The 24,240-nt window shown below is 57.9% G+C and carries 22 protein-coding genes and 1 tRNA gene; 15 read left to right on the forward strand and 8 right to left on the reverse strand.

Annotation, left to right across the window (positions count from 1 at the left end):
• Positions 1–194: 194 nt before the first annotated feature.
• Both EPAKOI_RS05290 and EPAKOI_RS05295 read left to right on the forward strand, forming a co-directional pair.
• The gene (locus EPAKOI_RS05290; protein ID WP_124684645.1) at positions 195–1,445 is read left to right on the forward strand and encodes an aspartate kinase; all 1,251 of its coding nucleotides are present in this window, start codon (positions 195–197) and stop codon (positions 1,443–1,445) included.
• A gap of 154 nt (positions 1,446–1,599) precedes the next feature.
• Positions 1,600–1,693 (forward strand) — tRNA-Ser (locus EPAKOI_RS05295).
• A 299-nt stretch (positions 1,694–1,992) separates the two neighbouring features.
• Here EPAKOI_RS05295 and EPAKOI_RS05300 read toward each other — a convergent pair.
• Positions 1,993–2,871, reverse strand: a complete 879-nt coding sequence (locus tag EPAKOI_RS05300) for a hypothetical protein (protein ID WP_423193149.1) — start codon at positions 2,869–2,871, stop codon at positions 1,993–1,995.
• Between the two features lie 108 nt (positions 2,872–2,979).
• Between EPAKOI_RS05300 and EPAKOI_RS05305 the strand changes: the two genes are divergently transcribed.
• From EPAKOI_RS05305 to EPAKOI_RS05325, 5 genes are all read left to right on the forward strand, one after another.
• On the forward strand, positions 2,980–3,540 hold the full coding sequence (locus EPAKOI_RS05305; protein WP_423193150.1) for a hypothetical protein: 561 nt from the start codon (positions 2,980–2,982) through the stop codon (positions 3,538–3,540).
• Positions 3,537–4,916 (forward strand): 7-cyano-7-deazaguanine synthase, encoded by a 1,380-nt coding sequence (locus EPAKOI_RS05310; RefSeq protein WP_423193151.1) that lies wholly within the window; start codon positions 3,537–3,539, stop codon positions 4,914–4,916. The genes EPAKOI_RS05305 and EPAKOI_RS05310 overlap by 4 nt, the downstream gene beginning before the upstream one ends.
• On the forward strand, positions 4,913–6,088 hold the full coding sequence (locus EPAKOI_RS05315; RefSeq protein ID WP_423193152.1) for an ImmA/IrrE family metallo-endopeptidase: 1,176 nt from the start codon (positions 4,913–4,915) through the stop codon (positions 6,086–6,088). The genes EPAKOI_RS05310 and EPAKOI_RS05315 overlap by 4 nt, the downstream gene beginning before the upstream one ends.
• A complete protein-coding gene (locus tag EPAKOI_RS05320; RefSeq protein WP_423193153.1) occupies positions 6,066–6,689 on the forward strand; it encodes a hypothetical protein in 624 nt (207 codons plus the stop codon). Before EPAKOI_RS05315 ends, EPAKOI_RS05320 begins: the two co-directional genes overlap by 23 nt.
• 409 nt (positions 6,690–7,098) lie before the next feature.
• Complete coding sequence (locus tag EPAKOI_RS05325) at positions 7,099–8,004, forward strand: AlpA family phage regulatory protein (protein ID WP_423193154.1); 906 nt, start codon at positions 7,099–7,101, stop codon at positions 8,002–8,004.
• Positions 8,005–8,475: 471 nt separating this feature from the next.
• Here the strand turns inward: EPAKOI_RS05325 and EPAKOI_RS05330 are convergent, their stop codons facing one another.
• A complete protein-coding gene (locus EPAKOI_RS05330) occupies positions 8,476–9,159 on the reverse strand; it encodes a hypothetical protein (RefSeq protein ID WP_423193155.1) in 684 nt (227 codons plus the stop codon).
• Between the two features lie 691 nt (positions 9,160–9,850).
• Here EPAKOI_RS05330 and EPAKOI_RS05335 point away from each other — a divergent pair.
• The 7 genes from EPAKOI_RS05335 (at position 9,851) to EPAKOI_RS05365 (ending at position 17,849) form a co-directional block, all read left to right on the forward strand.
• The gene (locus EPAKOI_RS05335) at positions 9,851–10,828 is read left to right on the forward strand and encodes a hypothetical protein (RefSeq protein ID WP_423193156.1); all 978 of its coding nucleotides are present in this window, start codon (positions 9,851–9,853) and stop codon (positions 10,826–10,828) included.
• Positions 10,829–11,548: 720 nt separating this feature from the next.
• The gene (locus EPAKOI_RS05340; protein WP_423193157.1) at positions 11,549–12,835 is read left to right on the forward strand and encodes a ferritin-like domain-containing protein; all 1,287 of its coding nucleotides are present in this window, start codon (positions 11,549–11,551) and stop codon (positions 12,833–12,835) included.
• Positions 12,832–14,259: a hypothetical protein gene (locus EPAKOI_RS05345; RefSeq protein WP_423193158.1), complete on the forward strand. Its 1,428-nt coding sequence runs from the start codon at positions 12,832–12,834 to the stop codon at positions 14,257–14,259. Before EPAKOI_RS05340 ends, EPAKOI_RS05345 begins: the two co-directional genes overlap by 4 nt.
• Positions 14,243–15,046 carry a hypothetical protein gene (locus tag EPAKOI_RS05350; protein WP_423193159.1) on the forward strand — a complete coding sequence of 268 codons (804 nt, stop codon included), beginning with the start codon at positions 14,243–14,245 and terminating at the stop codon, positions 15,044–15,046. Before EPAKOI_RS05345 ends, EPAKOI_RS05350 begins: the two co-directional genes overlap by 17 nt.
• Positions 15,046–16,440: a radical SAM protein gene (locus EPAKOI_RS05355; RefSeq protein WP_423193160.1), complete on the forward strand. Its 1,395-nt coding sequence runs from the start codon at positions 15,046–15,048 to the stop codon at positions 16,438–16,440. Before EPAKOI_RS05350 ends, EPAKOI_RS05355 begins: the two co-directional genes overlap by 1 nt.
• On the forward strand, positions 16,400–17,251 hold the full coding sequence (locus tag EPAKOI_RS05360; RefSeq protein WP_423193161.1) for an FAD-dependent monooxygenase: 852 nt from the start codon (positions 16,400–16,402) through the stop codon (positions 17,249–17,251). Before EPAKOI_RS05355 ends, EPAKOI_RS05360 begins: the two co-directional genes overlap by 41 nt.
• A gap of 46 nt (positions 17,252–17,297) precedes the next feature.
• Positions 17,298–17,849 (forward strand): hypothetical protein, encoded by a 552-nt coding sequence (locus EPAKOI_RS05365; protein WP_423193162.1) that lies wholly within the window; start codon positions 17,298–17,300, stop codon positions 17,847–17,849.
• 822 nt (positions 17,850–18,671) lie between these two features.
• Here EPAKOI_RS05365 and EPAKOI_RS05370 read toward each other — a convergent pair.
• From EPAKOI_RS05370 to EPAKOI_RS05385, 4 genes are all read right to left on the reverse strand, one after another.
• A complete protein-coding gene (locus tag EPAKOI_RS05370) occupies positions 18,672–19,823 on the reverse strand; it encodes a toxin-antitoxin system YwqK family antitoxin (RefSeq protein WP_423193163.1) in 1,152 nt (383 codons plus the stop codon).
• Positions 19,824–19,962: 139 nt separating this feature from the next.
• On the reverse strand, positions 19,963–20,754 hold the full coding sequence (locus EPAKOI_RS05375) for a hypothetical protein (RefSeq protein WP_423193164.1): 792 nt from the start codon (positions 20,752–20,754) through the stop codon (positions 19,963–19,965).
• A 61-nt stretch (positions 20,755–20,815) separates the two neighbouring features.
• Positions 20,816–22,002 (reverse strand): IS3-like element ISRme13 family transposase gene (locus EPAKOI_RS05380; RefSeq protein ID WP_085960481.1). Its coding sequence is split into 2 segments (ribosomal slippage): positions 20,816–21,747 and positions 21,747–22,002, totalling 1,188 coding nucleotides; the frame shifts between segments, so codons are not numbered across the junction.
• Between the two features lie 58 nt (positions 22,003–22,060).
• Positions 22,061–23,110 (reverse strand): hypothetical protein, encoded by a 1,050-nt coding sequence (locus tag EPAKOI_RS05385; RefSeq protein ID WP_423193165.1) that lies wholly within the window; start codon positions 23,108–23,110, stop codon positions 22,061–22,063.
• 146 nt (positions 23,111–23,256) lie between these two features.
• Between EPAKOI_RS05385 and EPAKOI_RS05390 the strand changes: the two genes are divergently transcribed.
• Positions 23,257–23,604 carry a helix-turn-helix domain-containing protein gene (locus EPAKOI_RS05390; RefSeq protein ID WP_423193166.1) on the forward strand — a complete coding sequence of 116 codons (348 nt, stop codon included), beginning with the start codon at positions 23,257–23,259 and terminating at the stop codon, positions 23,602–23,604.
• Positions 23,605–23,610: 6 nt separating this feature from the next.
• On the opposite strand, the gene EPAKOI_RS05395 is transcribed toward EPAKOI_RS05390, so the two are convergent.
• Positions 23,611–23,958, reverse strand: a complete 348-nt coding sequence (locus EPAKOI_RS05395; RefSeq protein WP_423193167.1) for a hypothetical protein — start codon at positions 23,956–23,958, stop codon at positions 23,611–23,613.
• 1 nt (position 23,959) lies between these two features.
• Positions 23,960–24,208: a hypothetical protein gene (locus EPAKOI_RS05400; protein ID WP_423193168.1), complete on the reverse strand. Its 249-nt coding sequence runs from the start codon at positions 24,206–24,208 to the stop codon at positions 23,960–23,962.
• Positions 24,209–24,240 lie beyond the last annotated feature (32 nt).

Raw genomic sequence — 24,240 nt, forward strand, 5'->3', positions numbered from 1 at the left:
TGGCAAGCGGGCCGGGTGGCTCCACCTTACCTCATAAATAGGGACAGATTGAATTCTCCATGTGAATTTAGTTCACATAAAAACAGCGTCAAATTTGCCACGTTTTTGGCCTTTCTTCGCCCGCTGGCCTTTACGGGACGCGACGCATCGTGTAATTTCATCGGCTTTGCACAATCGCTGGCGTCGACAAGAAGATGGCTCTCATCGTTCACAAATACGGCGGCACTTCGATGGGTTCTACGGAACGCATCAAGAATGTCGCCAAGCGCGTGGCCAAGTGGCACCGCGCCGGTCACCGCGTAGTCGTGGTGCCTTCGGCCATGTCGGGCGAGACCAATCGCCTGCTGGGCCTGGCCAAGGAAATTTCCGCGCAGCCGGACCCGCGCGAACTGGACATGCTGGCGTCCACGGGCGAGCAGGCCAGCGTGGCCCTGCTGGCCATCGCGCTGCATGGCGAGGGCATCGACGCGGTCAGCTACACGGGCTGGCAGGTGCCGGTGAAGACCGATTCGGCCTACACCAAGGCCCGCATCGAATCGATCGACGACGAGCGCATCCTGGGTGACCTGGAGGCGGGCAAGGTGGTGGTCATCACCGGCTTCCAGGGCATCGACGACGACGGCAACATCACCACGCTGGGCCGCGGCGGCTCGGACACCTCGGCCGTGGCCATCGCGGCCGCCATCGAGGCCGACGAGTGCCTGATCTACACCGACGTGGACGGCGTGTACACGACCGACCCGCGCGTGGTGGAAGACGCCCGCCGGCTCGACCAGATCACCTTCGAGGAAATGCTGGAAATGGCCAGCCTGGGCTCCAAGGTGCTGCAGATCCGCTCGGTGGAGTTCGCCGGCAAGTACCGCGTGAAGACCCGCGTGCTGTCGTCGCTGACCGATCCCCTGATGCCGCTCGAGCAGGAAATGCACTCGGGCACGCTGATTACTTTTGAGGAAGATTCTGAAATGGAAGCAGCCGTCATCTCCGGCATTGCCTTCGCTCGTGACGAGGCCAAGATCACCGTGCTCGGCGTGCCGGACAAGCCGGGCATCGCCTACCAGATCCTGGGCCCGATCGCCGACGCCAACATCGACGTCGACATGATCATCCAGAACCAGTCCGTCGAGGGCAAGACCGACTTCACGTTCACCGTGCCGCGCGCCGACTACCAGCGCGCGCTGACGATCCTGAACGACGGCGTGAAGGCCCACATCGGCGCGGCCAGCGTGTCGGGCGATCCGAAGGTGTCGAAGGTGTCGGTGGTGGGCGTGGGCATGCGCTCGCACGTCGGCATCGCCAGCAAGATGTTCCGCACGCTGTCGGAAGAGGGCATCAACATCCAGATGATTTCCACGTCGGAAATCAAGATCTCGGTGCTGATCGACGAGAAGTACATGGAGCTGGCCGTGCGCGCGCTCCACAAGGTGTTCGAGCTGGATCAGGCGTGATCCGCGACTGGTAAGGCCGTTCCGGCGCGACACGATTGCGGCGCCGATTGCCGCGATTTTTGTCACGGTTCATCGAAAATTCGTTGACCAGTCGGGACTGCCTCGCTAGAATACGCGCTCTGTTGTGCAGCCTCCCTTGCACAACAAAAGTTTGGGAGACGTGGCCGAGAGGTCGAAGGCACTCCCCTGCTAAGGGAGCATCCGGGCCAAAACCTGGATCGAGGGTTCGAATCCCTCCGTCTCCGCCAGAAATGGCGGCGAAACCCCGGAAGATCGCGGTCTTCCGGGGTTTTTGTTTTTCTAGCCCATCATTCAGCCCATCAGAGGCTTTGCCCTAGGAAGTCGACCGCTTCTGGTGTGCCCAACCAGTCTGACGGGCGCCGAATGCTCAAAGGTGCGGGCGTTTTCTGGCGACCCTGCGGGCCAGCGTCAGCCGTCCCGAATCATCAAACGTCGCCGCACGTTCTTTCCTTGCCCAGGCCATCTCTGCAGATGGCGGTCAGATCTTTTGCACGGGTAAGCCTTGCCGGGCGAATCGTGGCGATGCCTAGCGCTGCGTTATCGTTTGGCCAACTGTATCAATACGAAGGCGTGCGCCCAAGCTGATCTCGTTCAGTGTCCATAGGGCTGTCTGGGTGAACGTATTGAGTCGGGTCTCACTATGCTCAATGTCCGATGGTGTTGTCGTCGAGACCAGGATGCCATCGCATTTTCCGTCCATTACGAACCGTTGAAGAACTCGTCGATGACGCTCAACGAAGTCCAAATTGAATTGGTGCAAGTAGGCCGAAGCTGTCTCTTTGCTTTCGCAGCGAAGTAGGGTCTCGGAGGGAGCCAGATCGTCGAGGTTCAAGGCAATCAGGCCGTGCCCTTGAAACGGTAGAAGCCGTTTCGCGCCTTTGCGCATTTGGGCTTCCACCCCTCGCTCTGAATAGACCTTCTTGCAGGCGATGCCGTATGGTCCAAAGCCGAGCTCGGCAACGATGTCGGGAGGGTCAATCAAGTTGGCCTGTACTTGCCGCTGGCGAAGGAAGGCAAGCAGGTTGAGTTCCCAGAGTGCGTCCTTCCCCTGGGAAAGATTTCGGAGGGACAGATTCATGTCGCTGCCTGCGATCCGCTTAAGCGGCTCGAGAATCTGAAGCTCGTCCTGAAGCAGAATGATCGATTGGGAGATTCGATCGGCATGCGCGGCGTTCAGGACTTGCCGGATGTCTCCATCCCGACTTCCTGTCGCCCACGCCTCAGCGACCCTTTCGGCGTTGCGAAAGAGCTGCCCTAGAGCGCTGGCATTGTGCAGCTTAATACCCTTTGTGGCTAGTATCGACCGGCAGGTCTGCGCACGTTGCGCAACCTCGGCATACGAAGAGACTGATTCCCGTGAGGCGCTTGCGTGATCGATGGCGCCGTTCAAGTTCTGCGTGCTCATAAGTCGACTATAAAGCACGTCAATAACAGTCTGTTCATGCTGGATGTTCGTGATTTGACAATGTCTGAATTTATATTGTAAATTCTGACTAAACGCTAGGGGCTGAACATGAGCGACGGACCATACAGAAGTTTGCCAATGCGCAATGTTTGGAAAATGGTTGCGAAACGCGGAGAGGAGCTTGCGTACAACTCCGACGAGGTTGCGGAAGCAACGAAGCGCGCCGTCGTCAGCGATTGGAAAAACGAGGTCTCGCACGCGTTGATTAAGGCATTAAAGAACGTGTTCTGTCTGCGAGAGAACTCCTTGGCGTTGCCCGAGGTCGCTCTCGAGCAACTCGAAAGCGCGCGAGTCAAGGCCGGTGGCTCGGTCTTTGGCATGAACGCAGTTGAGTGGAGCATTCAATTGGTCCACGAAGGAAAGTTTGGGATGGCCGGATTCCTCGAGGCCATCGGCTTGGCTGCGAAGGCCCGTTGCTTTGCCAACGCTCGTTCGATCGATGAGCACTACATTCGAGAGGCAAGTGAGCGCAAGGCAAGTGACGTGCGTGAAAAGCTTGCAGGGGCCATTTCCGCTTTGAAGCCGCAGGAGTTGGGTTCGATCCTGGCCAATCCACGGGTACCCGTATTGCGCAAGAAGGACGCAATCGACGAGGGCGTTCCGCTATGAAAGCCGACTCAGAGCTGCTTTTGCTGAAAGAGCTCGTCGTTGACGTAGTAGAACCTGGACACGTGGCCCGATCTGGAGCGGTCGCATGCGAACTGGATCGACATATCTGCTTCAACACCGAAATTTTGCAGACGTTCGCTTCGGTAAATTGGCAGTCAGTCGTGTACGATGCGCTCGTTGTCGCCGCCGCAGTGGAGTTCTGTGATCGCAGTCGAGCCCGGGGAACGGTGAACTGGGGGCGCAAATTCCGCGTTTTTGTTCCCGTACACGATCCTGCGCGATGGGCTGACCAGTCGGTTTCGCGAACGCTGGCTGATGCGCTTAATTTCCTGACTGGCGATCTTTGGCAGTTTTCCTTCCGTGCTCGGCGTTCGGCAGCGAAGCCGCCTGCGCAGAGCCTTATAGAGTTGCCACGCGAGGCAGAAGCTGTCATCGCATATAGCGAGGGCATGGATTCGCGCGCCGCCTATGGTCTGGAATTCTTGCGCCTGCGTCATCGACTAGTCCGCGTGCGCGTTGGATCAGGCCGGCAGAATGACCTCGATAGCAAGGGCGGGTTGGACGTGCCTTTCGCAGCGCTGCCTTACAGTGTCAAGCTCGACAAGGACAACGCGGAGAACAGTAATCGCAGTCGTGGGTTCAAGTTCAGTGTTGTGGCTGCTGTAGCGGCATACTTGCTTGGAGCACCCTCAGTGATTCTTCCGGAGAGCGGACAGGGGGCCCTGGGTGCAGCGTTGCTCCCGGTCGGCCAGGGTTATGCCGACTACAGAAACCATCCGCTTTTTACGCGGCGGATGGAAAAATTTGTTCTGGCGCTGCTTGGACATCAGATTCGATATCGCTTTCCGCGACTTTGGTCAACTAAGGGGCAGACTCTCCGCGCCTTTGTCGAGCAGTGCGGTGGGAACGCGAAATGGAGCGAAACACGTTCCTGCTGGCAAGGCGCTCGGCAGACGTCGGTTATGCGCAAGCATCGTCAGTGCGGTGTGTGTGCGGCGTGCATACTTCGCCGACTGAGCGTCCATGCGGCCGGATTGACGGAGCAAGACGAGACATACGTCTGGGAGAACTTGCGGGCTGGCGAGTTTCGCGAAGGAGCTGCGGCGGACTTCGGTCTTGCTACTGCGGCAATGCGTGAGTACGCCATCGCAGGTGTCCTTCATTTTGAGCATCTCGCGTTGCTGAAAGTCTCGGGAGAGTATGAGCTGTTAAAGAGACAAGCTGCCGGATCGATTGCACGCGCACTGGGCGAAAGCTACGACGTGGTCGCAAGTGGTATGGATCAATTATTAAAGCAGCACGCTTCCGAATGGGTGGCGTTCAAGGGCGATCTGGGGTCTGGATCGTTCGTGCGGAAATGGATAGGTAGTGCATGATGACGAAACCAACTCAAGAATTTTCCCCCGTAGAGTTGGGAGAAAGGCTACGCGTAGCGCGGGAGTCTGCCAGTGTGACGCAAGATGCGGCGGCAAAAGCCGCCGGCATCGGGCGCACGACGCTGGTTGCTATCGAAAAAGGACAAAGGAGCGCGCGCCCCAGCGAGCTACAAGTACTTAGCCGACACTACGGAATCTCTGTCAATTCGCTGCTGCGCCGGGAGGCGGTTCATGTAGATTTGATACCCCGATTTCGGTCTCTGCCAGAGAACGAGGACCAGGGTATCGTTGAGGCTGCACGAGTGCTAAACGATCTCGTGCGAGCAGAAGTCGAGCTCGAGAATGTGCTTGGGGTCCATAGGCTTAGGAATTATCCGGCGGAGAAGACGCTCTTGCCTGGGGATATAAGGGCCCAGGCCGAACAGGATGCCCAGAGTCTGCGTAACTGGCTTGGCCTTGGCGAAGGGCCGGTTCAGGATTTGATTTCTTTGATGGAGCTGCAGCTTGGTCTCCGAGTGTACTCTCGGAAGTTGGATCCAAAAGTCTCGGGTCTATTTGCTTATGATGACGAAGTTGGTGCCTGCATTCTGATCAACTCCAGCCACCGGCGAGATCGGCGTAACCAAACCGGTGCGCATGAGCTCGGTCACTTCATCGCGACTCGACGTCATCCTGAAGTCTATCAAGATGAAAAATACGAGAATTCGCGCGAGGAGCGCTATGCAAATGCATTCGGGAGGGCATTTCTGACGCCAGCGCGGGCAGTAATGGAAAAATTCAAGGAGTTGACCACGGGGTCAAGTCACCTAACGCGCCGTCACATCATTCTGCTTGCCCACTACTTCGGCGTCTCCAGGCAAGCGATGGTGTTGAGGCTCGAAGAACTGGAGCTAACCAAAAAGGGCACTTGGGAGTGGTTTAAAGACAATGGGGGTATCACCGATGCACAGGTGCGCCAGGTGATTGGCGAGCAGGCGGAGGTTTTATACACTGCTGAAGACACCCAGTCGTCGCGTCTTTTCCTGCTTGCAATCGATGCATGGAAGAAGGATTTGATCAGTGAAGGGCAAATGGCAGAAATGCTTAAGCTGGGTCGGCCAAAAGTGCGCGAGCTTCTTGACGAGGCAGAAGCTGAAGAGGATGAAGTAGATGACCTTTTCAAGCTGTCTTAACGAGGACGATCGTAAGCTGGTGTTGGATGCCAGCGTTGTCATAAACCTGTTAGCCACCGGCCAGCCGGCCGCTATTTTACAAGCGCTGTCTATCCCGATCACTGTCACGCACAACGTCGTCGTGGAAATCGAACGGGGAGCATTGAACGGGCATCCAGAAAAGGCGTTGTTGAGTGACCTTATTGCAGGTGGCTCCCTGCGGGTAGAGGAACTTGATGAGGATGCGCTAGAGTTGTTTGTGGAGCTTGTCTCGGGCGATACGGCCTCGACGCTGGGGGATGGCGAGGCTGCAACGTTGGCGATGGCGCGGACAAGGAAGATCTCCGCAGGAATCGATGAAAAAAAGGCAACGCGCATCGCCACTGAGCGCTTTGACTCACTAAGGCTAGTTACAACACTCGATATTCTCGCGCATCATGCCGTGGCAAGATCAATTGGTGATGCTGCACTGAGGGATGCGGTGCTTCGGGCGTTGACGCGTACCAGGATGCAGGTGCGCGAGCATCAGTTCGGTTGGGTCGCTGACCTTATCGGTCTGGAAAATGTCGAGACGTGCCCCAGCCTTAAGCGGCATGCCAAACGACAATCTGCACGAGCATAGGGCGGGGGCGGAGGGCCTAGTTTGTATTCTGAGTACGCTATTAGCAGGTTGTTTGCCATCTGGTTGATCGTAGCTTGAGCCGGCCAGGGACTTCCGCACGTATGAGCGACGGTGTAATTCGTTCGCTCGTATACTCTCAGGAATTGACCGCCAATACCAAGAGGAACGTGTGCGAGCCCGCGTCGAATTGCCTTCTGATCCCTTGATCGAGTTTTCTTGCTTTTGTCTGGCGATAGCTCGGGCCATCTGCCCGGTCGACGAGAGACCAATCGAGGGGATTGAATGCGTTGTCGGGACGAGAGCAAAGCACGGCTATGCACCGCCTCCATCTCAGGATGGCCAGGGATGGTTTCCTGGGGCTGGGTCGGAGACGAAGCTGATTCCCGAGGAGGGGCGCACACTCGAGCAGTTGTCGATTCCCGACCAACAGGACGAAGCCACGGGCGGTGTCCCGTACGTTCCAGTAGACCCTTGGCAATACAAAGTTGAAGAAATGTGGTTGCCGTTCGCCTTGACCGACAGTGAGCGGCTCTGGCTTGAGGGCCAGCTTCCGAAGTTGCCCCCCCTGCGTTACCCGATGTCGGACGAAGAGGTGGCAGCATTTCTGGATGCCTATCGTCGTGTGGAGAAGCGGCCGGCGTGGGAGCCGGTTCTGCTGACGGCAGCGGACCTTGAGCGGCGCAAGGCCGATCAGGCGATGGCGCTGGCACGCCACCGGAAAGCGCTACAGGACGAATTTGCTGTTGGTATCGTGACCGCCGTCGACGGCCGGTATGTCCCGGTTCCCGTGCTTGCAATGGGCAGCTTTATTCCGCGCGAGCAGGCGATCGCGTACCTAGAACGGTGTGGTCTCGCGCATGATGGCAACTGTGCGCGGCCGGAGATGTGGGCGACGCAACGACGGACTGTGCCGGGGGGCGAACGTCCCTCGGCTGCTATGCCGGAGGTAGAACAAGCTCGAGGAGGGGATACTGGGCCCTTCCTCACAACGCAGAAAATGGTGAAGAAGCCTGTCGGTAGCAAGACGGGTGGGCGGCTTGGCCTAGAAGGCGATGATGCGGTGGACTATCGTGCAAAGTCTTCTCCAGCCGCTGAGCGTCGACCGATAGGCAAGATTGCGCGGTTGCGCCGTGTTATGGAATTGACCGGGCTTGGACGTAGTTCAATCTACAACCGCATGGACTCGCGTTCGGCGCACTACGACCCCACTTTCCCCTGTTCCTTTCCGTTGGGAGCGACCGGCGGTGCAGTGGGCTGGGACGAAGAGGCAATCAAGACTTGGGTGGCTGCGCAGGTGGCGCGCGCTCGGCAATGAGTAGCGCAAACAATTCTCAAGAATCATTCCCAGAACGGTCATTGCTGCGGCATTCGCCCCGAGAGGCTACCCAGCCGCAGTTTGGCATTGTTATTCAACGCCTTTGAGCAAATCATGGCCGCTGGTGACGCTGCCGATGGCATTGTCTGAATTGTATTCGGAATTGCTCCCGCTGCGGATTGAAGGATACCGAGGGAAATTCGATAGGGTAGTGGGCTGGCTTGCAGCTCAACGAAATATCTCAATTCGAGAGAGGTCCGTCAGTCAGCCGGGGACGGCCTCTAAGTCTTTCGAGTCCGAGGCGCAAAGCGGTGGAGGTCAATCGCATGCCGACAAATTCCTGCCATGAGTTTCCATTTGGTTATTGACTGATCTTCTCGGCTCAGGAGGCTGGCTAGCTATGCCCTGGGATTTGTTATGCGCGCAGTGCCAATTCTTCGGATCCATGCGAAATGACATAGGTTTCGAGTACTACGTGCTATTTCGCGCGCTGCTCATTAAGGGCGGAAGGTAGAAGTATGTCGGGTAATCCGAATCTTTGCAACGCCGGTCAAGCGTCATCCGACTTAGTCCCGTGGCGCGAGCAGCCGCAGTTAATCCCGGATAAACCACCTCGTCGATCGAGATACGTCTGAAATGCGCAGCGCGTTTGGCCTGGATTTCTGGACTTGCGCGTTTTGTTAATAGGCGCTCCCGATAATCCGGATCCTCCCAGAGCGCCTTACGGGATTTCCCCGCCTTTATTTTGTATGCCTCGGTTTGAAAAGCGAGTTTCGCTTTCGCACGAGACGCCCGGGATTGGAGCGGGGAGGTACGCTCGTTACAAAGCAAACGCGTGCCGCGCAGCGCGTCGATGTGCTCGCGGGTAATCGCCCGGGCTTCTTCCAGGGTCTCAGTCGAGACGTACGCGAACACCATCGGCGCGCCCGTATTGAATAATCGCTGGACCTTGGAGCTGTGGTGCTCGCCTTTTGCGAGCCTCTTCAAGTGCAGGTTAATTTGCTTGCGCAGGTCTTTCGCACTTCCGTAATACTCGTGGCCAGTGGCCGGGAATTTTAGTGCATATGCACCAACGATCCCAGGGCCGGGTGGCTCATGCGCCCTAGTCTCAGCGTTCTGATACGTCCTGATACCCGGAAAACGTGAATTGGTCAATGTCACAGTATCGTATTGGTTAGTGTCTCACCGCGCTATTGGTTAGTGTCTCACCGCGCTATTGGTCAGTGTATCACCGCATTGTTGGTCCAGGTATCACTGAGACGGGCTAGGGCACAGAAAAGAGGCAGCCTCAGTGCGGGAGAGACGTGGTCTCGCCGTCCGAGGGCTACGCTTATGCCTCGTGCATGCCGCCTAGGTCCTGCAGCCGCTTGAGCTCTGCCAATTGCCTGCTGATGTCATTTTCCCTTCAAGCCTATTACGCTAACTTGGCGAAGCCAAAAAAAATCAGAATCCAAAGTTCGCACGGTTTCGATCTGCAAGAGATCGGCATTTTCGTGGATTCTGTCAATTCTCCATTCCGGATCATTCGTTGTTGGTATTTATCTTTTCCATTCAATTTAGCGTTTGCCATTCATTAGTAATGACTTGATTGGCTTCATCTGAGCGCCCTAGAAAGCGCCGGAAAGCGCTGGGTACCAATCTCGATCTCAATTATCAAGGGCCATCTCTCACGGGGATGGCCCTATGGCGTTACTCCTAATTCGAGTTAACGTAAAAAAATACACGTCTCCTAAATGCTACGTCGAGCAGGGTGCTCGATATAGAGGGCGCCTAAAAGGATGCATAACTGAGCTGGCCACTAGGTCCTTACGCCGTAGTGGTGGCCTGGATATTTAGGAGGGTAACGGTGGCTGATAAAGTGTCGGGGAGTAATGATTTTGATGATGAAGGGGCGTGGGTAATAGAGCCATATGAGGCTCTTGTATTCGCGGATACCGAGGAAGGGGTGTTGCCTACGCTTATTCCTGACGAGGATTCCATCGCTCACGCCGTTGATTACATTACCAAGTTTGTGAAGATAGCGATTGGCACGAAGCGCCGGTTGTTGGATCTCGTGCCAGTCAAAACTATACGCGCCAACAGGCCGAATACAAGAACCATCAAGCTGTCGAAGGGGGGGGAGTGTTTCCTGAGGTGTCTTAGGCTGGACCTTGATCGTATCATCGATAAATATCCAGGCATCGGCAAATTTAATCGCTACTTCGGTATCTACTACGACGCGGTGACGCGCGAAGTGGCGTTCTCTAATGGAGCCGGGCCATTTGCAACAGTAGCGAGGCTAAATTGGCTACGGGGCGAAGATAGGAATTGCTTTCCTGATGATATTTTAGCCCTCCACGTAAAATACTCGAATGAGATCGTGGAGCAGATTCGTCGGGAGGGCAACAGCGATGAATTCAAGAACTGGCGTGCAGCTATCGAGCGTCAGCCCAAGGAAAACGAGGACAGGCTCTGGTCCTTGATTGAGGCTTGTCTGGGCGTCAACCACCATGTGCTCGTTTTGCGCTTTGATTTGGGATATGGGCAGTATTACTGTGACCCAGAGCTATCGGGGGAGCAGGCTATGTCATACGAGGAGGTGCGAGAGCACCGCACCGCATTACGGCGTTTCCTGAAACGCGATCTCAAAGATCGATTGCCACCTGGGGCATGCAAGGGCATGGTATTTGCCATCAAACTGGAATACGGGCTGGATAAGGGCTACCATTTCCACGTAATAGCTCTCTTGAATGGTGACATCGTGCGCCGGGATGGTGGTATCACGGAGCTGATCTGCGCTCATTGGCGAGGCGTCATTACAAGAGGAAGGGGGGGGTGCCTGTAACTGCAATGTTCGGAAGTATAAGAGGCGTGGTATTGGCTCGATTCGGTACGGTCAGCACGATAAATTGGATTTCCTGAAGAAAGACGTCGTGCCCTATATCACGAAGGTCGACTACTACGGCAAGATGGTCAAACCAGATGGACACCGGACGTTCTGGCCAAGCCAACCGCCCAAGGTCGGGGCTAGGCCGAAGGGGCGGAAGCGCGCGAAGTTGAATTCTGAAGACAGCCCGGCAAGGCCACAATCCTTGTAAAGGGCGCGAAACCAATCGCGTTCTCCGTTCAGTCTTTGGCCCAAGGTCGATGTCTTGCTGCTCGGCTTCCCTCCGCGACCGCTTACATCTCAACTAAATTCTTTGCACATCAACTCCAACTTTTGGTGGAGTTGCTGCAAGTTGCGGTTGTACTAATCTCCCCCCGTAAATGCACGCGGTTCCTCGGTAGCGCCACCCCATTCGAGCCGCTGACTTGTGTTCGGGCAGCGCTCGGCCAAGATGATGCACGTGGTACTGGACGGGGTTGACGGGGGAGCAACAATAATAGCGAGGGGGGAAGGATGCGATTCTCTTTGCGCCGCCACATCGGCTCTTTTCCTTCGTTTGCGTCGCGAACGGCGAGCGACGTCAAGTTTCTTGCGGCTGCCCTAGATGGAGCGTCAGGCGCCGCTGCTGCGCCAAGACCCACGGGCCCATTCGAGCACGAGTTTTCTCCGCGCGACTACGTGACTTTTCTCCTGCACATGGACGCGCAGATTGAGCACGGTTTGATGGTGCAGTACCTGTACGCCGCGTACACGCTTGGCGGCCCGCAGGTGCCGGAAGCCATGCGCGACCAAGTCCGCACCTGGCGCGAGATCATTTTGGGCATTGCAAAGGAGGAGATGGGGCATCTCATCACTGTCCAGAACGTGCTGAGACTGATCGGCTCGCCGATGTGCTTCGAACGAGAAGACTATCCTTGGAGCACGCCTTTCTACCCATTTCCGTTTGCCCTGGAACCGCTGACCCTGGATTCGCTGGCGAAATACATATTCGCAGAGGCGCCAAAGGACTGGCACGGACCGCTTGCAGATGAAATTAGGGCACGCGTGAAGGAAACCGTCCCGAACCCTCGACGGGTTGGAGATCTCTTCGCCGAGTTGATTGACCGTATTTCTGACGCTGACGCATTGCCAGACAGCGTCTTCCAACCAGCGACCACCGAATATCAAGCCGACTTTAGTGAGTGGGGGCGTGGCTACGAGGCTGGAAAGAGGGGAAACGCAAGCGGCGCAAACCCGCCCGGAACGCCCAACCTCATCATTAAACCTCTATGGTCGCGTGCCGAGGCCATAGCGGCTCTCAAGAGGATTGCTGAGCAAGGCGAGGCGCCAGCTACCGAGGCAGACGCCGCACCTTCGCATTTCACACGGTTTGTTCAGGTCTACAAAGAGATGTCGAAAGCGCCGGCAGGTATTTCCTACGCGCTACCCGTGGCCACAAACCCATATGTCTCATGGAGCGAGGACGTCGAGCCCGGCAGCGAATACACCGGCGAAGAGACGCTATCTCCCATTACGTATCCCGAGGCGGTGTTGTGGGCGCAGCTTCATAACCTTCGGTATCGCATGCTGCTCGCACTCTTGGAGCACAGTTTTCACGAACGCGGCAGCGCAGCTACCAGTCATGGTGCGAATCGGGGCATGCTAATTAACGCGGCTTTTGGTGAGATGTACAACCTGCGAGCCATCTCAGATCTCCTGATGCGCCTGCCGCTGAGCGCGGATGGTGGTGCACTTTCAGCGGCTCCCCCGTTCCAGATGCCCTACACGCTTCAACTGCCCAGCTTTGCTTCCGATCGTTGGCAAGCGCATCTGGACGTGCTTAACGCGGCGGGTGCTTTGATGAAAGAGTTGGAGTCTGTGACCAGTGAGAACGGGAAGCTGTTCCTGAGGACTTCCCTTAATACCGACGACCAGGTGAAGGCAATCATTGCCAAAGTGCTACACGCACACAGGGAGGCAGCATGATTACCGAGCTCCGGTTGCTCCCGCCCCTCGCCATCGGCCGCCTTGGTAGTGCTGAGGAACCCTTAGTCGCGTACGACCTTGTTGTGTCGCCAGAGGATCCGCTGGACTATCGACAGATAGTACCCGCCACGACATTTGAGGTGGACGTCAATTCCGGAGAAATCGTCAGGACCTATGTCCCTGACAGCGTCAGATTCAAAGACGCCAAGAAGCGGATATATCCTGTTGCTCCGTTCATCGAGGTGTTCGCGGTTCTGGACAGCAGTCCAGAAGATCTTGTGCCTGTGACGCCGGAGCTTCTTGCGGCCGAAGGACTTTCTCTGGAGGCGGTGACCTGGGAGGTGGAAGTCGCCAACAACAAGGCCTATCGGCGCACTGAGGATGTCGGCGACAAGATCACGGCCTCAATTCGACTACAAGAAAACTACGCTCGAACGCCCCTCGAAGGGACTGGTCCCAACCTGCTGGCGGGACGCACGTTGCCCCTCGGCCATATCCAGGTCATTCGCCCCACCAAGGAGGAACCGAATCTGAGGCTGCGGTTCACTCCTGCAAAAGGTTTAGTGTACGGCGCGAGTCCGACGAGGATGACCGGGACGGGTAAGGCAGAAGCCGATCCGGTTGTTGTCGGGGAAGGCTGGGACCGAATCATCTACGACGCGAAGAAGGGCAAGTGGCTAGGGTACGCCGACCCTTCCGACTCTCCGGTTACCACGAACCCCGGATCGATATATGCCGGCTACGGTGATGCTGACGGTCTCCAGCATAGCTGGGGCTATCTCGATGACGAGTGCGACGGCTACGTCCGTGTGACATTGAAGCGCGCTGATGGTGCCTGCCTTGTGGCAGTCAGCCACATCTGCGCGGGGCCTCCGACCTTTGCACCGGACACCTTGCCTGTGAGAGTCATCTCAGACGAACTGGAGCAGATCATGCTGGGCCCCAAGGTCGAGGAAGAAGAGATCTCGATCGACGAGGCAGAGGACATCGTTCGCCGGTCATTGGAAACCATTCGTCTTCTCAATACAACGGTCATGAATGGCAATCCGGTCTATGGGCGACAGCGTGTTGCGAGCACGATGTCCGCGCAGGACGCCAACGACTACCATCGCGACTACGAGCCAATCGCTGCAGCGGCCATTGTAGACAACCTGGCCTTGCAACAGTTGCACCGTCGTGTCTTCAGTACGCTCAGTTCGGGCACAGCAGCTTGGTTTGGCGAAGTGCTGCGACGTCCCGAAGAGATAGGTGATCTCACGAGCAATGGGCGTCGGAAGATGCCGGCGATGATGCGCGGCGCAGATGCTCGCGCGCTGACGCTTACGCGGCGCCAGATTGACATCGTCACGCGCGCGGCTGCCAAAGCGATGTTCAGAGTTGATCCCGCCAAGCACGAGGGTGAGCAAAATGAGCGAGAAGCTTAAGGCCGCGAATCGGACGGCCCAACTGCACTATCGGGGGACTGGAAACCCCGCCTCTGTTCTCCCTCGGTCTGCGATTTCAAACTGCTTTCCAGGCCTTGAGACGGATTTTCGCAACCTTTGGCGGCGCACCTTTGAAGGCATTGTCCTGCTCGAAAACAACAACTACGTTGTTGCGGCGGAAGACAAGAAGCTCGAACACCTGGTTGGTCACAGGTTGCTGAAGATTGACGGTCTCGACACGGTTGTGGTGACACATGGCCCTGCGATGCCCGCAAGTGGAGATAACCCCCTTGGCACTGGCTTGAACCCTGACGCGGTGGCCTTCATGGAGTGGTCCAACTCAGTCGCAAGGATATTGGCCAAGCAGGGGCAGATCGTCGAATGCATTTTCACCGCTGAGCAGAGCAAGCAGGAGGCACTACCTAAGGACGACGACACATTCGTGGTGGTGAAGCTAAAAATGCGGAACTTCCTGGTCGGTGACTCAGCAGCAATATCTTCGGACATGCTCCAGCCCGGCGAGTTGACACACGGCTTGTGCTCGCCCTGGCAGAACGATTACCGCGAGTGCGCCTGTTACTACTGGGCTGCAAGCCGCCCGGATTTCGTCAACATCGATCCTGGCGCTGCTGGACAGAGTAGCGGCGACACGTGGATGGCCAAGGGGCGAAGTGGAACCTACATCCCAGACGATCGAGTCGACCCGCGACTGCTGACCTATGATGATCTTTTCAAAGAGTGGGAGAGCCAGTTGCGATTCGTCGTCCGCGGGCGCGATGTCGAGTGATGGAACTCGACATCACCAAGCGCAGACGCCTTGTCAATGACCTGACGCTTGAGATACTGAAGGCCTCTCGACCGTCGCACCGCGAGGTGCACGTAGTGTCTGAAGGCGACCAGAGTCAGCTGTTTGTCGTTGATGGCAGTCGCCTGTACGAGCTTGATGGGGCCACACTTTTGGAAATGCGGCAGGCGATGGGCTGCGGCAGCCCGGCGGTAGCTGAGTTGCTTAATGATCTTGGCGTAGAGGCTTGGCCCACAATCCCCGTGCCAGCGGACGACCCTCCGGTACGCGCACTGTCGCTCGCAGTCGCCCAGAAGTGCAACCTCGGTTGCGCCTACTGCTACGCGGAGCAGGGTGGTTTTGGTGAGCCTCCGAAGGACATGCCAATTTCGACGAGCTTGGACTCGGTTCGCTTGCTGCTTGAGGAAACAACCAGCGGCGATCACGTGAACCTCGCATTCATGGGCGGCGAGCCGCTGCGCAACCGAAGCGTGCTCCAGGAGACGACCTTGTTCGCTGCAGCCGAGGCAGCCCAACGCGGGGTGACCATTGGGTTTTCAGTAACCACCAATGGCACCTTGCTCACGAAGGAAGACGCCGACTTTTTTGAGGACCATGGCTTCGCGGTGACTGTAAGCCTTGATGGCTTGCAGCCAGAACACGACCGCCTTCGTCCGTTCGTTGGCGGGGCAGGGTCCTATGACCTCATCATGCGGCGTATTCAACCGCTGCTTGAAAGGCAGCGGCGCATGCAGGTGTCCGCTCGCGTGACGGTCACGCCGTTCAACAGCGGCTTGAGGCGTGTGCTGGACAACTTCGTTGCCAACGGTTTCCACAGCGTTGGCTTCTCTCCGCTGCTGCATGCGCCCAATGGCAAGAATGAAATGGACACCCCTGAGTTGAAGCATATGCTTGCCGAGATGATCGACTGCGGACTGGCTTACGAGGAGCACGAACTGCGGGGGCTGCGCTATCCATTTTTGAACATGATCAACGCCCTCGAGGAGTTGGAGCGCGGGACGCATCGTCCATATCCCTGCGGTGCAGGCGTGGGGTACTTCGGCGTCTCCGCTGATGGCGACCTGGCCGCATGTCATCGCTTCGTCGGTAACAAAGACGTGGGCTTCGGATCCGTCGCGGGCGGGGTGGATATGGCGCGCCGCAGGATCTGGCTCCAAGAACGCCATGTCGGTCAGCAACTCCCATGCAACCAATGCTGGGCGCGGTATCTCTGCGGCGGTGGCTGTCACCACGAGGTACTCGCCCGCGGGCGAAGCGCTTGCGAGTACATCAGAGGATGGCTGCACTACACCATCCAGGCGTACGCTAGATTGCGGCGGCTCCAGAGTCGAGCCAATGTGCTCGAAGACCCGCGGGAGCAGCGCTTTGACCGATAAGTTCGATGTTGCCGTGGTCGGAGCAGGACCTGCTGGCTTGACGGCAGCGATTCGCCTGCGCCAGTTGGGCCGCAGTGTTCTCGTGCTTCACCGAGTTCGACCGCGCCCCTCTAGAGTGGAAGCTCTGACGCCCGGCGTGGCGGATATCTTGCGATACCTGAGAGCCGATGGCGTACTCGCAGATGCCGGCGCCACGCTAGTCCACAGACATCGCGTAGCATGGGCCACCCACGACGCCGTGACGCGGGAGCCCAAGGCCGGGGAAGCGAGCTTGCTGGTACAACGCCATCGCTTCGACAAGGAGCTAGCAGAAGCCGCTCTGGCGCATGGCGTGCTGTTTCGCCCTTCATCCCGCATGATTGCAATTGAATCGAGCGGAGAGCAGCAACTGATCCGATACGCGCACGATGGCTTTGAACGAGTAGTCCTGGCGAAACACGTCCTTGAGGCGACTGGTCGCCCTCGCGCGGCCAAGCGTAAGCAACTTGGTCCTTCGCTTATAGCGATTTCGGCGAGCTTTGAAGTTGTCGCGGGCATCGAATGCGAAATGCTTGTGGAGGCCCTTGACGACGGCTGGGTATGGGCGGCACGTCAGCCAGGGCAGGCGCTGCATGTGACTGCGTTTGGCGACCCTGGGCAAGTGCATCTGCGCTGGCCTGGCGACCCGCAACGCGCACTCAGTGCCATGCTCGCGTCGAGCGCGTATCTGGGGCAACTTGGAGATGCCGGGGTCTTCGAGGGGGGGCTGCGATGCGGGCTCGTACGTCTGCGAGGATTGGCTTCAAGACGGCCACTGGAAGTTGGGCGATAGTGCACTCGGGTTGGACCCGCTCTCATCCAGTGGGGTGGAGAAGTCCATGCGCTTCGCTTTGCAAGCCGCGCTCGCCGTCAATACAGTCATCAAGAGCCCCAGCGATCAGGATGTCGCAAAGGAATTTCTCTCTGCAAAACTGAACGACACCTGCACTAGGCATCTCTCATGGACGGGCAAGCACTATGCGAGCGCCTGGCGTTGGCCCGAGGGAGCCTTCTGGAAGATGCGGGGCTCTGAGCGGTCCGTTATTCTGGATACCTCGAAGGACCTGACGCCGGTCGATCAGGGAAAGATTGCCCTGGTACTGCTCGGCGTTCCTCACATAGCAACTGGCGTCGTCATCAAGAACATGCCGTGTGCTCTGGAAGATCACATCGAGGCACGAGGAGCTGTGGTCTATTCAAGCCTCGAGGACTCGGTTGTCTTCGCTGATGGAGTCGAGCTTGCGCCTTTGCTGCGAGTGGTAAAGGGTGCTCGCTCCTACCCCGAGCTCATCGACCGGTGGTCGCGGGTGTTGCCACGAGAGCGAGCGGTACGGATCTGCGCTTGGGCAGTGCAAAAAGGCATTCTCACGAGTGAGAGCGCAGCACATTGATCCGATGTAACCGTAGGGGCTATGGGCTTGAATATTTCGATGACCTGGCTGTCCTTGCTGTCTCAGATTGCCACGCGGAAGCCGTAGTGTCTGCGACCCAAGCTTGAGATGTTCGCATCGCAGCCTTGATCGGTCATTCACTGGCGACAAATCAAGGTCGGCTTCTGGCCCGGTAGCCGCCGGCCGAGCTCCTTGAGCGGATCGGCGCCTTCCGGACTCTGCCGTTCGCTCATCTATTGGTCGATGGCCGAGAAGGGTTATGAGACCCTCAGCACACCCGGTCAGGCGGCGAAATTCCAAAAAGAATGGGCCACGACCTGGCCCCCCACCCCGAAAGCGAGGTGAGGGGCATGAGGCGCATGGAGAACGGGTAGCGCGCAACACCGTGCTGACAAGCACTGCAGGTTGCAGCCGACCGCGTAGCGCCCAAGTATCGTCCGCGGACATGCAGGGGAACGCTGCCGCGTTGACTGTTGAATCTGTACTCAGACGACATGCTTGCCCAATCGGCATCATGCATCCCCCTCATCCCGCTGCGTCCAGCCTCCCGATTGACCACTGGAGCGCGTTAGTAGGATTGAGCCCGATCATTCACGCACTCGGTGCATACCCAGCAACTCGCCGTCTTGATATTGAAGTGCGTAGACCAACTTGCCAGTGGCATTCCAGCGGTTCGCCGTTCCTTGCAATGGGTTCACTCTACCGCCCGGCGATCTCTGCTGAGGCCGCTACCGTGAGGTTAGCCCCGTGCCGGGTGATCGAAGTCTGGTTTTCCCGTGCCGTAATCACGATCGACTTCACCGCATCATCTGATGCCAAGGGCTAATGTAATGTCGCAGATGACGCACTGTAGCATTCATCCCGAATCTCCATGATCTGTGCGTCCGTGAGTACCCGCTCACCGTGACTGCTTTCGTAAGCCGCTCTCTTGACGGATACACATTGCTTGGCATCTGCCTCAGCTTTGCTCGCTACCTGCTCTGCATTGGCGGCATCTGACGGATTCGGGTGGCGCCCTTCACGACAGGCAGCTTCCCATGCTGGTCGTTGATCTGCAGGAGTCAAGGCCGGCGCGCCGCGGTCGAGACCTCTCGTTGCATACGCCGACCGTATAGCCTCCGCTGCCTTTTCCCATGACTGTACGCAGTCCTCCAAGGGCGACCCATTCGGCCCTACTTCGATACCGTTAGCATAGGTTTTGTCAGCTATTAGCGTCCCGTTTGCGTCCCATTCCTTGTACGGTCCGTTGAGGTTGCCTTGTGCGTAGGTCGCCTTGATCGTGAGCTGCTTGCCATCGGGCGAGTAATGCAGGACTTCGCCCTCGTACTTGCCGTTCACGAACTTTGCGCGCTTGACACGCGCACCGGTATTGGCGTCGAACCCATCCTCAGTGCCGGAAGGGACGCCCTTGTCCCACGGAAAGGTGTGAATGAGTTTGTGATTGGCCCAGCTATAGACTTGCTGAGTGCCATCTGGCTGCCCATTTTGGAAGGTCACGTCCATGATCAGACCGCTGTCGCGTTGCCCGCCATAGAGCCGCAATGAATCGTCCAGCGCGCCCTCGTTGAACGACATGTCCATTCGAACGATGTCAGATTGCGGCTCCTTGCAAACCGCTTTGCCGTCAGGCAGGCCATCGCGAATCCGAGCATTGCACAATGCCCCATACGCCAGCGCTCCGGCTCCCGACTCTCTAAAAACTGACCGTGCGTTGTCATCGCCCGCGGAGAGGGCATCAGAAAGCGCGATGCCAGCAAGCTTACTGGTCAGCCGGAAACCCTGCTGCTGCGTCAGGAGCACGCTAGCCGGGACGTTGGTGAGCGCTCCAAAAAAAGGCTCATTTGCGCCGACCGCATAGACCTTGCCGTTGACGATCGTGGCGTTGCGGAAGTCCAGGACCTCATTCTTGCCGCAAGCTGACACCACCAGCACCGGCGCGACACTCAGAATAGTCAGATAACGATAAATTTTCATGATGGAGGAATTGAAAAGGCAAAAATTTTGAGGAAATGCAGTGGACCCGGAGGCAAACCAGGGCTGCCATGGATATAAGAAGCCGGCATCCCTCAGGGGACGCCGGCTTCTTTCCTGCTAGGAATATTCCTTGCGTCTACTAAGGGTTCTGCTGTTGACCGATCCGGATAGCAGCTGCTCGCATGGATGCCGCGATGACGTCAGTCACGTCAGCGCGGAACTGCGCCACCGTGGTCGGCGCGCTGGCCGGTTGCATATAGCCCATCAGCAGCTTGCTATCCTTTAGCGCCACCACGAGAGCGCCACCAGCATTGATGACGTTCTTGATCTCGTCGTTGATCGGGACGTTGGCCGCACCAATCGACTTCGGCAGGCTGATCGTCATTACGGAAGGGTTCCGATCGTAGCTGGACCAGCTACCAACGACTGGAAGGCGCAGCGGATAGTTGGCGTAGTTGCAGCCCGCATTGTTGCTCTTGTCTACTTCTACTAAGCCATTGGCCATGATGTTCAGCAACACACAGCCGCCTCCGATATCGGTTTGTGTACCAACCGCCTGAGCCACGGCCGTGTAGGCCTGAGCACGATCACCCAAGCTGTATTGGATAGGGCTGCTGCCGCCATTAGCGGTGTAGTCCGTGTCACCATTGATCCAAGGCAGGCCAAAGCCTTGACTGGTCAGGACCAGACGGTCGTTGCTATAAGAGATCGTGGCGAGATAGGCCATGGTGCCAGGCGTGAATGTGCCTGTCATGGAGCGGCGCACTGGATTGCGGTAATCGATCTGGAGACCGGTCGACAGCGGCTGACCACTCACATCCATTGTTCGGTACGACACTGAGACCGTGTTGCCGGTATTGGGGTCGGTACCCATCAGTTTCGAACCCACCGAAGACAGCGCAAGCGACGGATGCGTCTGGCTGGCTGTCAACCAATTCGACCAGGTGCCATCTGACCTTGCCCCTGTTCCACGAATCCCATAACCGAGGGAATTAGGCAGCCCGGTGTTGCTGAGCTGCGGACCAGTTTTTCTCGAACGTCATGGGGCTGACGTAGCCCAGCGTCGAGTGGAGTCGGCTGGCATTATAAAAGCCAAGCCAGTCAATTACCTCGTCCATTGCGGCGCGGCGGGTAGCGAACTGGCGACCGTGCAGGCGAGCGACCTTCAACGACCCCCACAGACTCTCAGTCGGCGCGTTGTCCCAGCAATCGCCCCTGCGGCTCATTGACGAGCGCATGCCATACGCCTTCAGGGCGTCTTGAAACAGATGGCTGCAATACTGGCTTCCCCGGTCGGTGTGCACAATCACACCGGCTTCCGGGCGGCGCCGGAACCAGGCCATGCGCAGCGCGTCCGTGACCAATTCGGCCTTCATGTGTGGTTGCATCGACCAGCCAACCACCTGCCGGCTGAACAGGTCGATGATGACCACCAGGTAGAGCCAGCCTTCGGCGGTCGCCACATAGGTTATGTCGCTCGTCCAGACTTGATTGGGTGCTGCTGGGCTAAAGTCGCGTTGCAGCAGATTGGGGGCCACCGGCAAATCGTGGTTCGAGTTGGTTGTCGCGATGTACTTGCGCTTGTGGCGGGCACGGATGCCGTGCAGCGCCATCAGCTTGCGAACACGCTCCTTGCCCACCCGCACCCCACGCGCCAGCAGTTCCTTCCACATGCGCGGCCAGCCGTACTCCCCCTTGACCCCGGCGTGAATCGCCTTGATGTGGGCCAACAAGGCATCGTCACTGAGTCGGCCTCTATCTGGCCTGTCGGTGCTTACTGTGCGTTGCTTGCGCTGGTGATAGCCGCTGGGGCTGACCCCTAACAGCTCACACAGGACCGAGACCGGCCAGTAACGTCGGTTTCGCTCGATGAACGCATACCTCACACCGACTCCTTCGCAAAGTATGCTGCGGCTTTTTTTAAAATATCGCGCTCCATCTTCAAGCGCGCCACCTCCGCCCGAAGCCGGGCCAGCTCCATCTGCTCCGGGCTGACCGGCTTCATACCCGCACCAGTCAGCTTGCCTTCCCGCTCCGCCTTGACCCAGTTATGCAGCGTCTGCGCTCTGATGCCCAGGGTCGCGCTAACCACTGCCATGCTCTGCCCGCTCTTCACCAGCCGTACCGCTTCCAGCTTGAATTCCAGCGTGTACTGCGCCCGCTTTGTCTTGCTTGTCATCACATCTCTCCTTGCTTCAGTTTAACCTCAGCAAGGGATTCGTTTTGCGGGGGCAAGCTCAATCTGCTTTCATCTCGTAATTGCCGACACCCCCGCTCAGGGAAATCCACGAACTGCTGAAAAAGGCGTCATAGCTGCCAATGGGCGTTGCGGGCGACCAGCTACCGTTGCTTTGTGCCTCCTGCACGACGGAAAGGGTAGAACCCGAGAGCGTGAAATTCTCCCGGATTGGCGAGAGTCCGAACGTGGGTGGCTGCCCGATGACATGCTGCATGAGGTCACCATTGACCGTGTAAAGCGGGTCGGCCAATGCAGTGGCTGCGTCGACCGCAGTACTGAGTGCCAGGTTGGCGAGCTGGGCATTGATGTCCGCCTGTTGGACGCCATCGATACTTCCTTTAGCGGCATAGGCGTTCATGGTGGCCTGCACTTGTGCCCACGAGATCGGGCCTTGACCACTCAGCGTAGTCATGTGACTGACCATGCTGGCCGCGATCGCCGTCGTATTCGTGTCACGGACGGCAATGTAATCAGCGCCAGGATCGGTCGAGGTAGACCCAGTGAGGTTTTGGACTGCCTGTAGAGCTTCCGCCTGAGTGTGGCCGGCCTTCACCTGCGAGACGACCAGGGTGGTGAGTGGCGTGATGTTCTGGCTCCCGCCAGTTACGACCGCCGACAGCGTGAAGGTCGAGTTAAACGGCACGCCGGGATTCGAGAGATCCGAGGTCTGCGGTGTCACGATGACGTTGATCTGCCGGCCCACCGCATCGCGTGGCGCATCAAGCGTGTAGCTGCCAGTTCCATCGGTCATCGTCGTGGGTAGCGACGCATCGCAGCCGCCCTGGCCGTCATCGAAACAGACTTTGGCGTTGACGAGGTAGCCGTCGATGGCCTTGCCGGTGATCGAGGTGGATTGCGCCGGGGGATTGGAGGGTGTCGCGGCTGGGCTGGTGGTGCTATCGCCGCCGCCGCACCCACCCAGCGTCAGAAGCGTGGCGCTACCGACGCCCAGGCCAAATGCATGGGCAATGGCCTTGAGTCTTGTTTTTCGTTCGTTGCTTTTGGGGGTAACCCCGTAAATATCTGAATTCATTTGATTTTTCTTCATTTTTTGGTGACTGGCTAAGGAGGTTGATGGTCCCGTACCGGCAACTCATCCAAACTGTTAACGACTAAATAGGTTGAAATTCAACCCAAAAAGCACTTCATGTCAATGAGGCGATGCCCAACCATTCCGGTTGAATGGGAGAGGGCATGCGCAAGGTGGACATGGATCAGCTGGCCGGCGTGGTGGGACGGGCGATTGCGAGGCAACGCGTTGCCGCCAACTTGACGCAGGAGCAGGTCGCGGAACAACTGGGGATCGGTAACGAAGCGGTGTCGCGCATTGAGCGGGGCGTAGTCATGCCGACCATCGGGCGACTTGTCGAATTGGCCGAGATCTTCCAGTGCGAGACTTCTGATCTGCTGACCGAGGCCAGCAACCGATCCAGCGACCAAGCCAATTACTTAATGCGGCAACTCTCAAAGCTGAGTCATCACGACCGAACCATGGTGGTGGAGATCGTCGAACGCCTGGCTGCGCGGCTGGCGCGTCGCTAAAGTGGGCTAGGCTTGCAGTGCATGCCTCGAGAAGCGGGGTAAGCTCATTTGCTCCACGGGAAGCAGTACGAACGTCACGGCCCGGTCCCCTGTTGTCTGTACCCAGATCTTTTGTCCGGTCGGTAGCAAATAGCTGGACAGCAGGTGATCTCCGGTTGCCAGCGCGCATTCGTTTCGTTGCCAATCTTCGTCGCTGATCTGGCCCCAATCACCGCGTGCATGGCGAATTAGGAAGTGGACAAGCGGGATGCGAGCGGCGCTCAGCGCAGTGAGCGCCCCCAACGAGACGAAGACGCTGCCGAGCATGACGCGAGCAGGCGTGCGCAGTCTTGATGGCAGGTGGGCCGTCGCCATGTCAATAGTCCTCCGGCAGCAGTACGGTTGTCACCGAGCGGTCGGCCTCGGTGATGACCCAGATCTTCCCGCCTCCGGGCAGCGCGTAACTCGACAACAGCCGCGCACTCATCGCGAGCGCAAAATTGTTCTGCTGGCGGTCCAGTTCATCGAGATCACCCCAGTCGCCGCACAAATGGCGCCGCAGCAGGGACTGAGGAGTGACGTTGGCCTGGGCGAGCGCCGCCAGGGCCGCGGGGGTGGCCAGCACGTGGCCGGGTGCGAAACGAGGGGTAAAGGCTA

This window comes from Cupriavidus sp. H18C2 (genome assembly GCF_049393795.1).
In the GTDB taxonomy this organism is placed as follows: domain Bacteria; phylum Pseudomonadota; class Gammaproteobacteria; order Burkholderiales; family Burkholderiaceae; genus Cupriavidus; species Cupriavidus pauculus_C.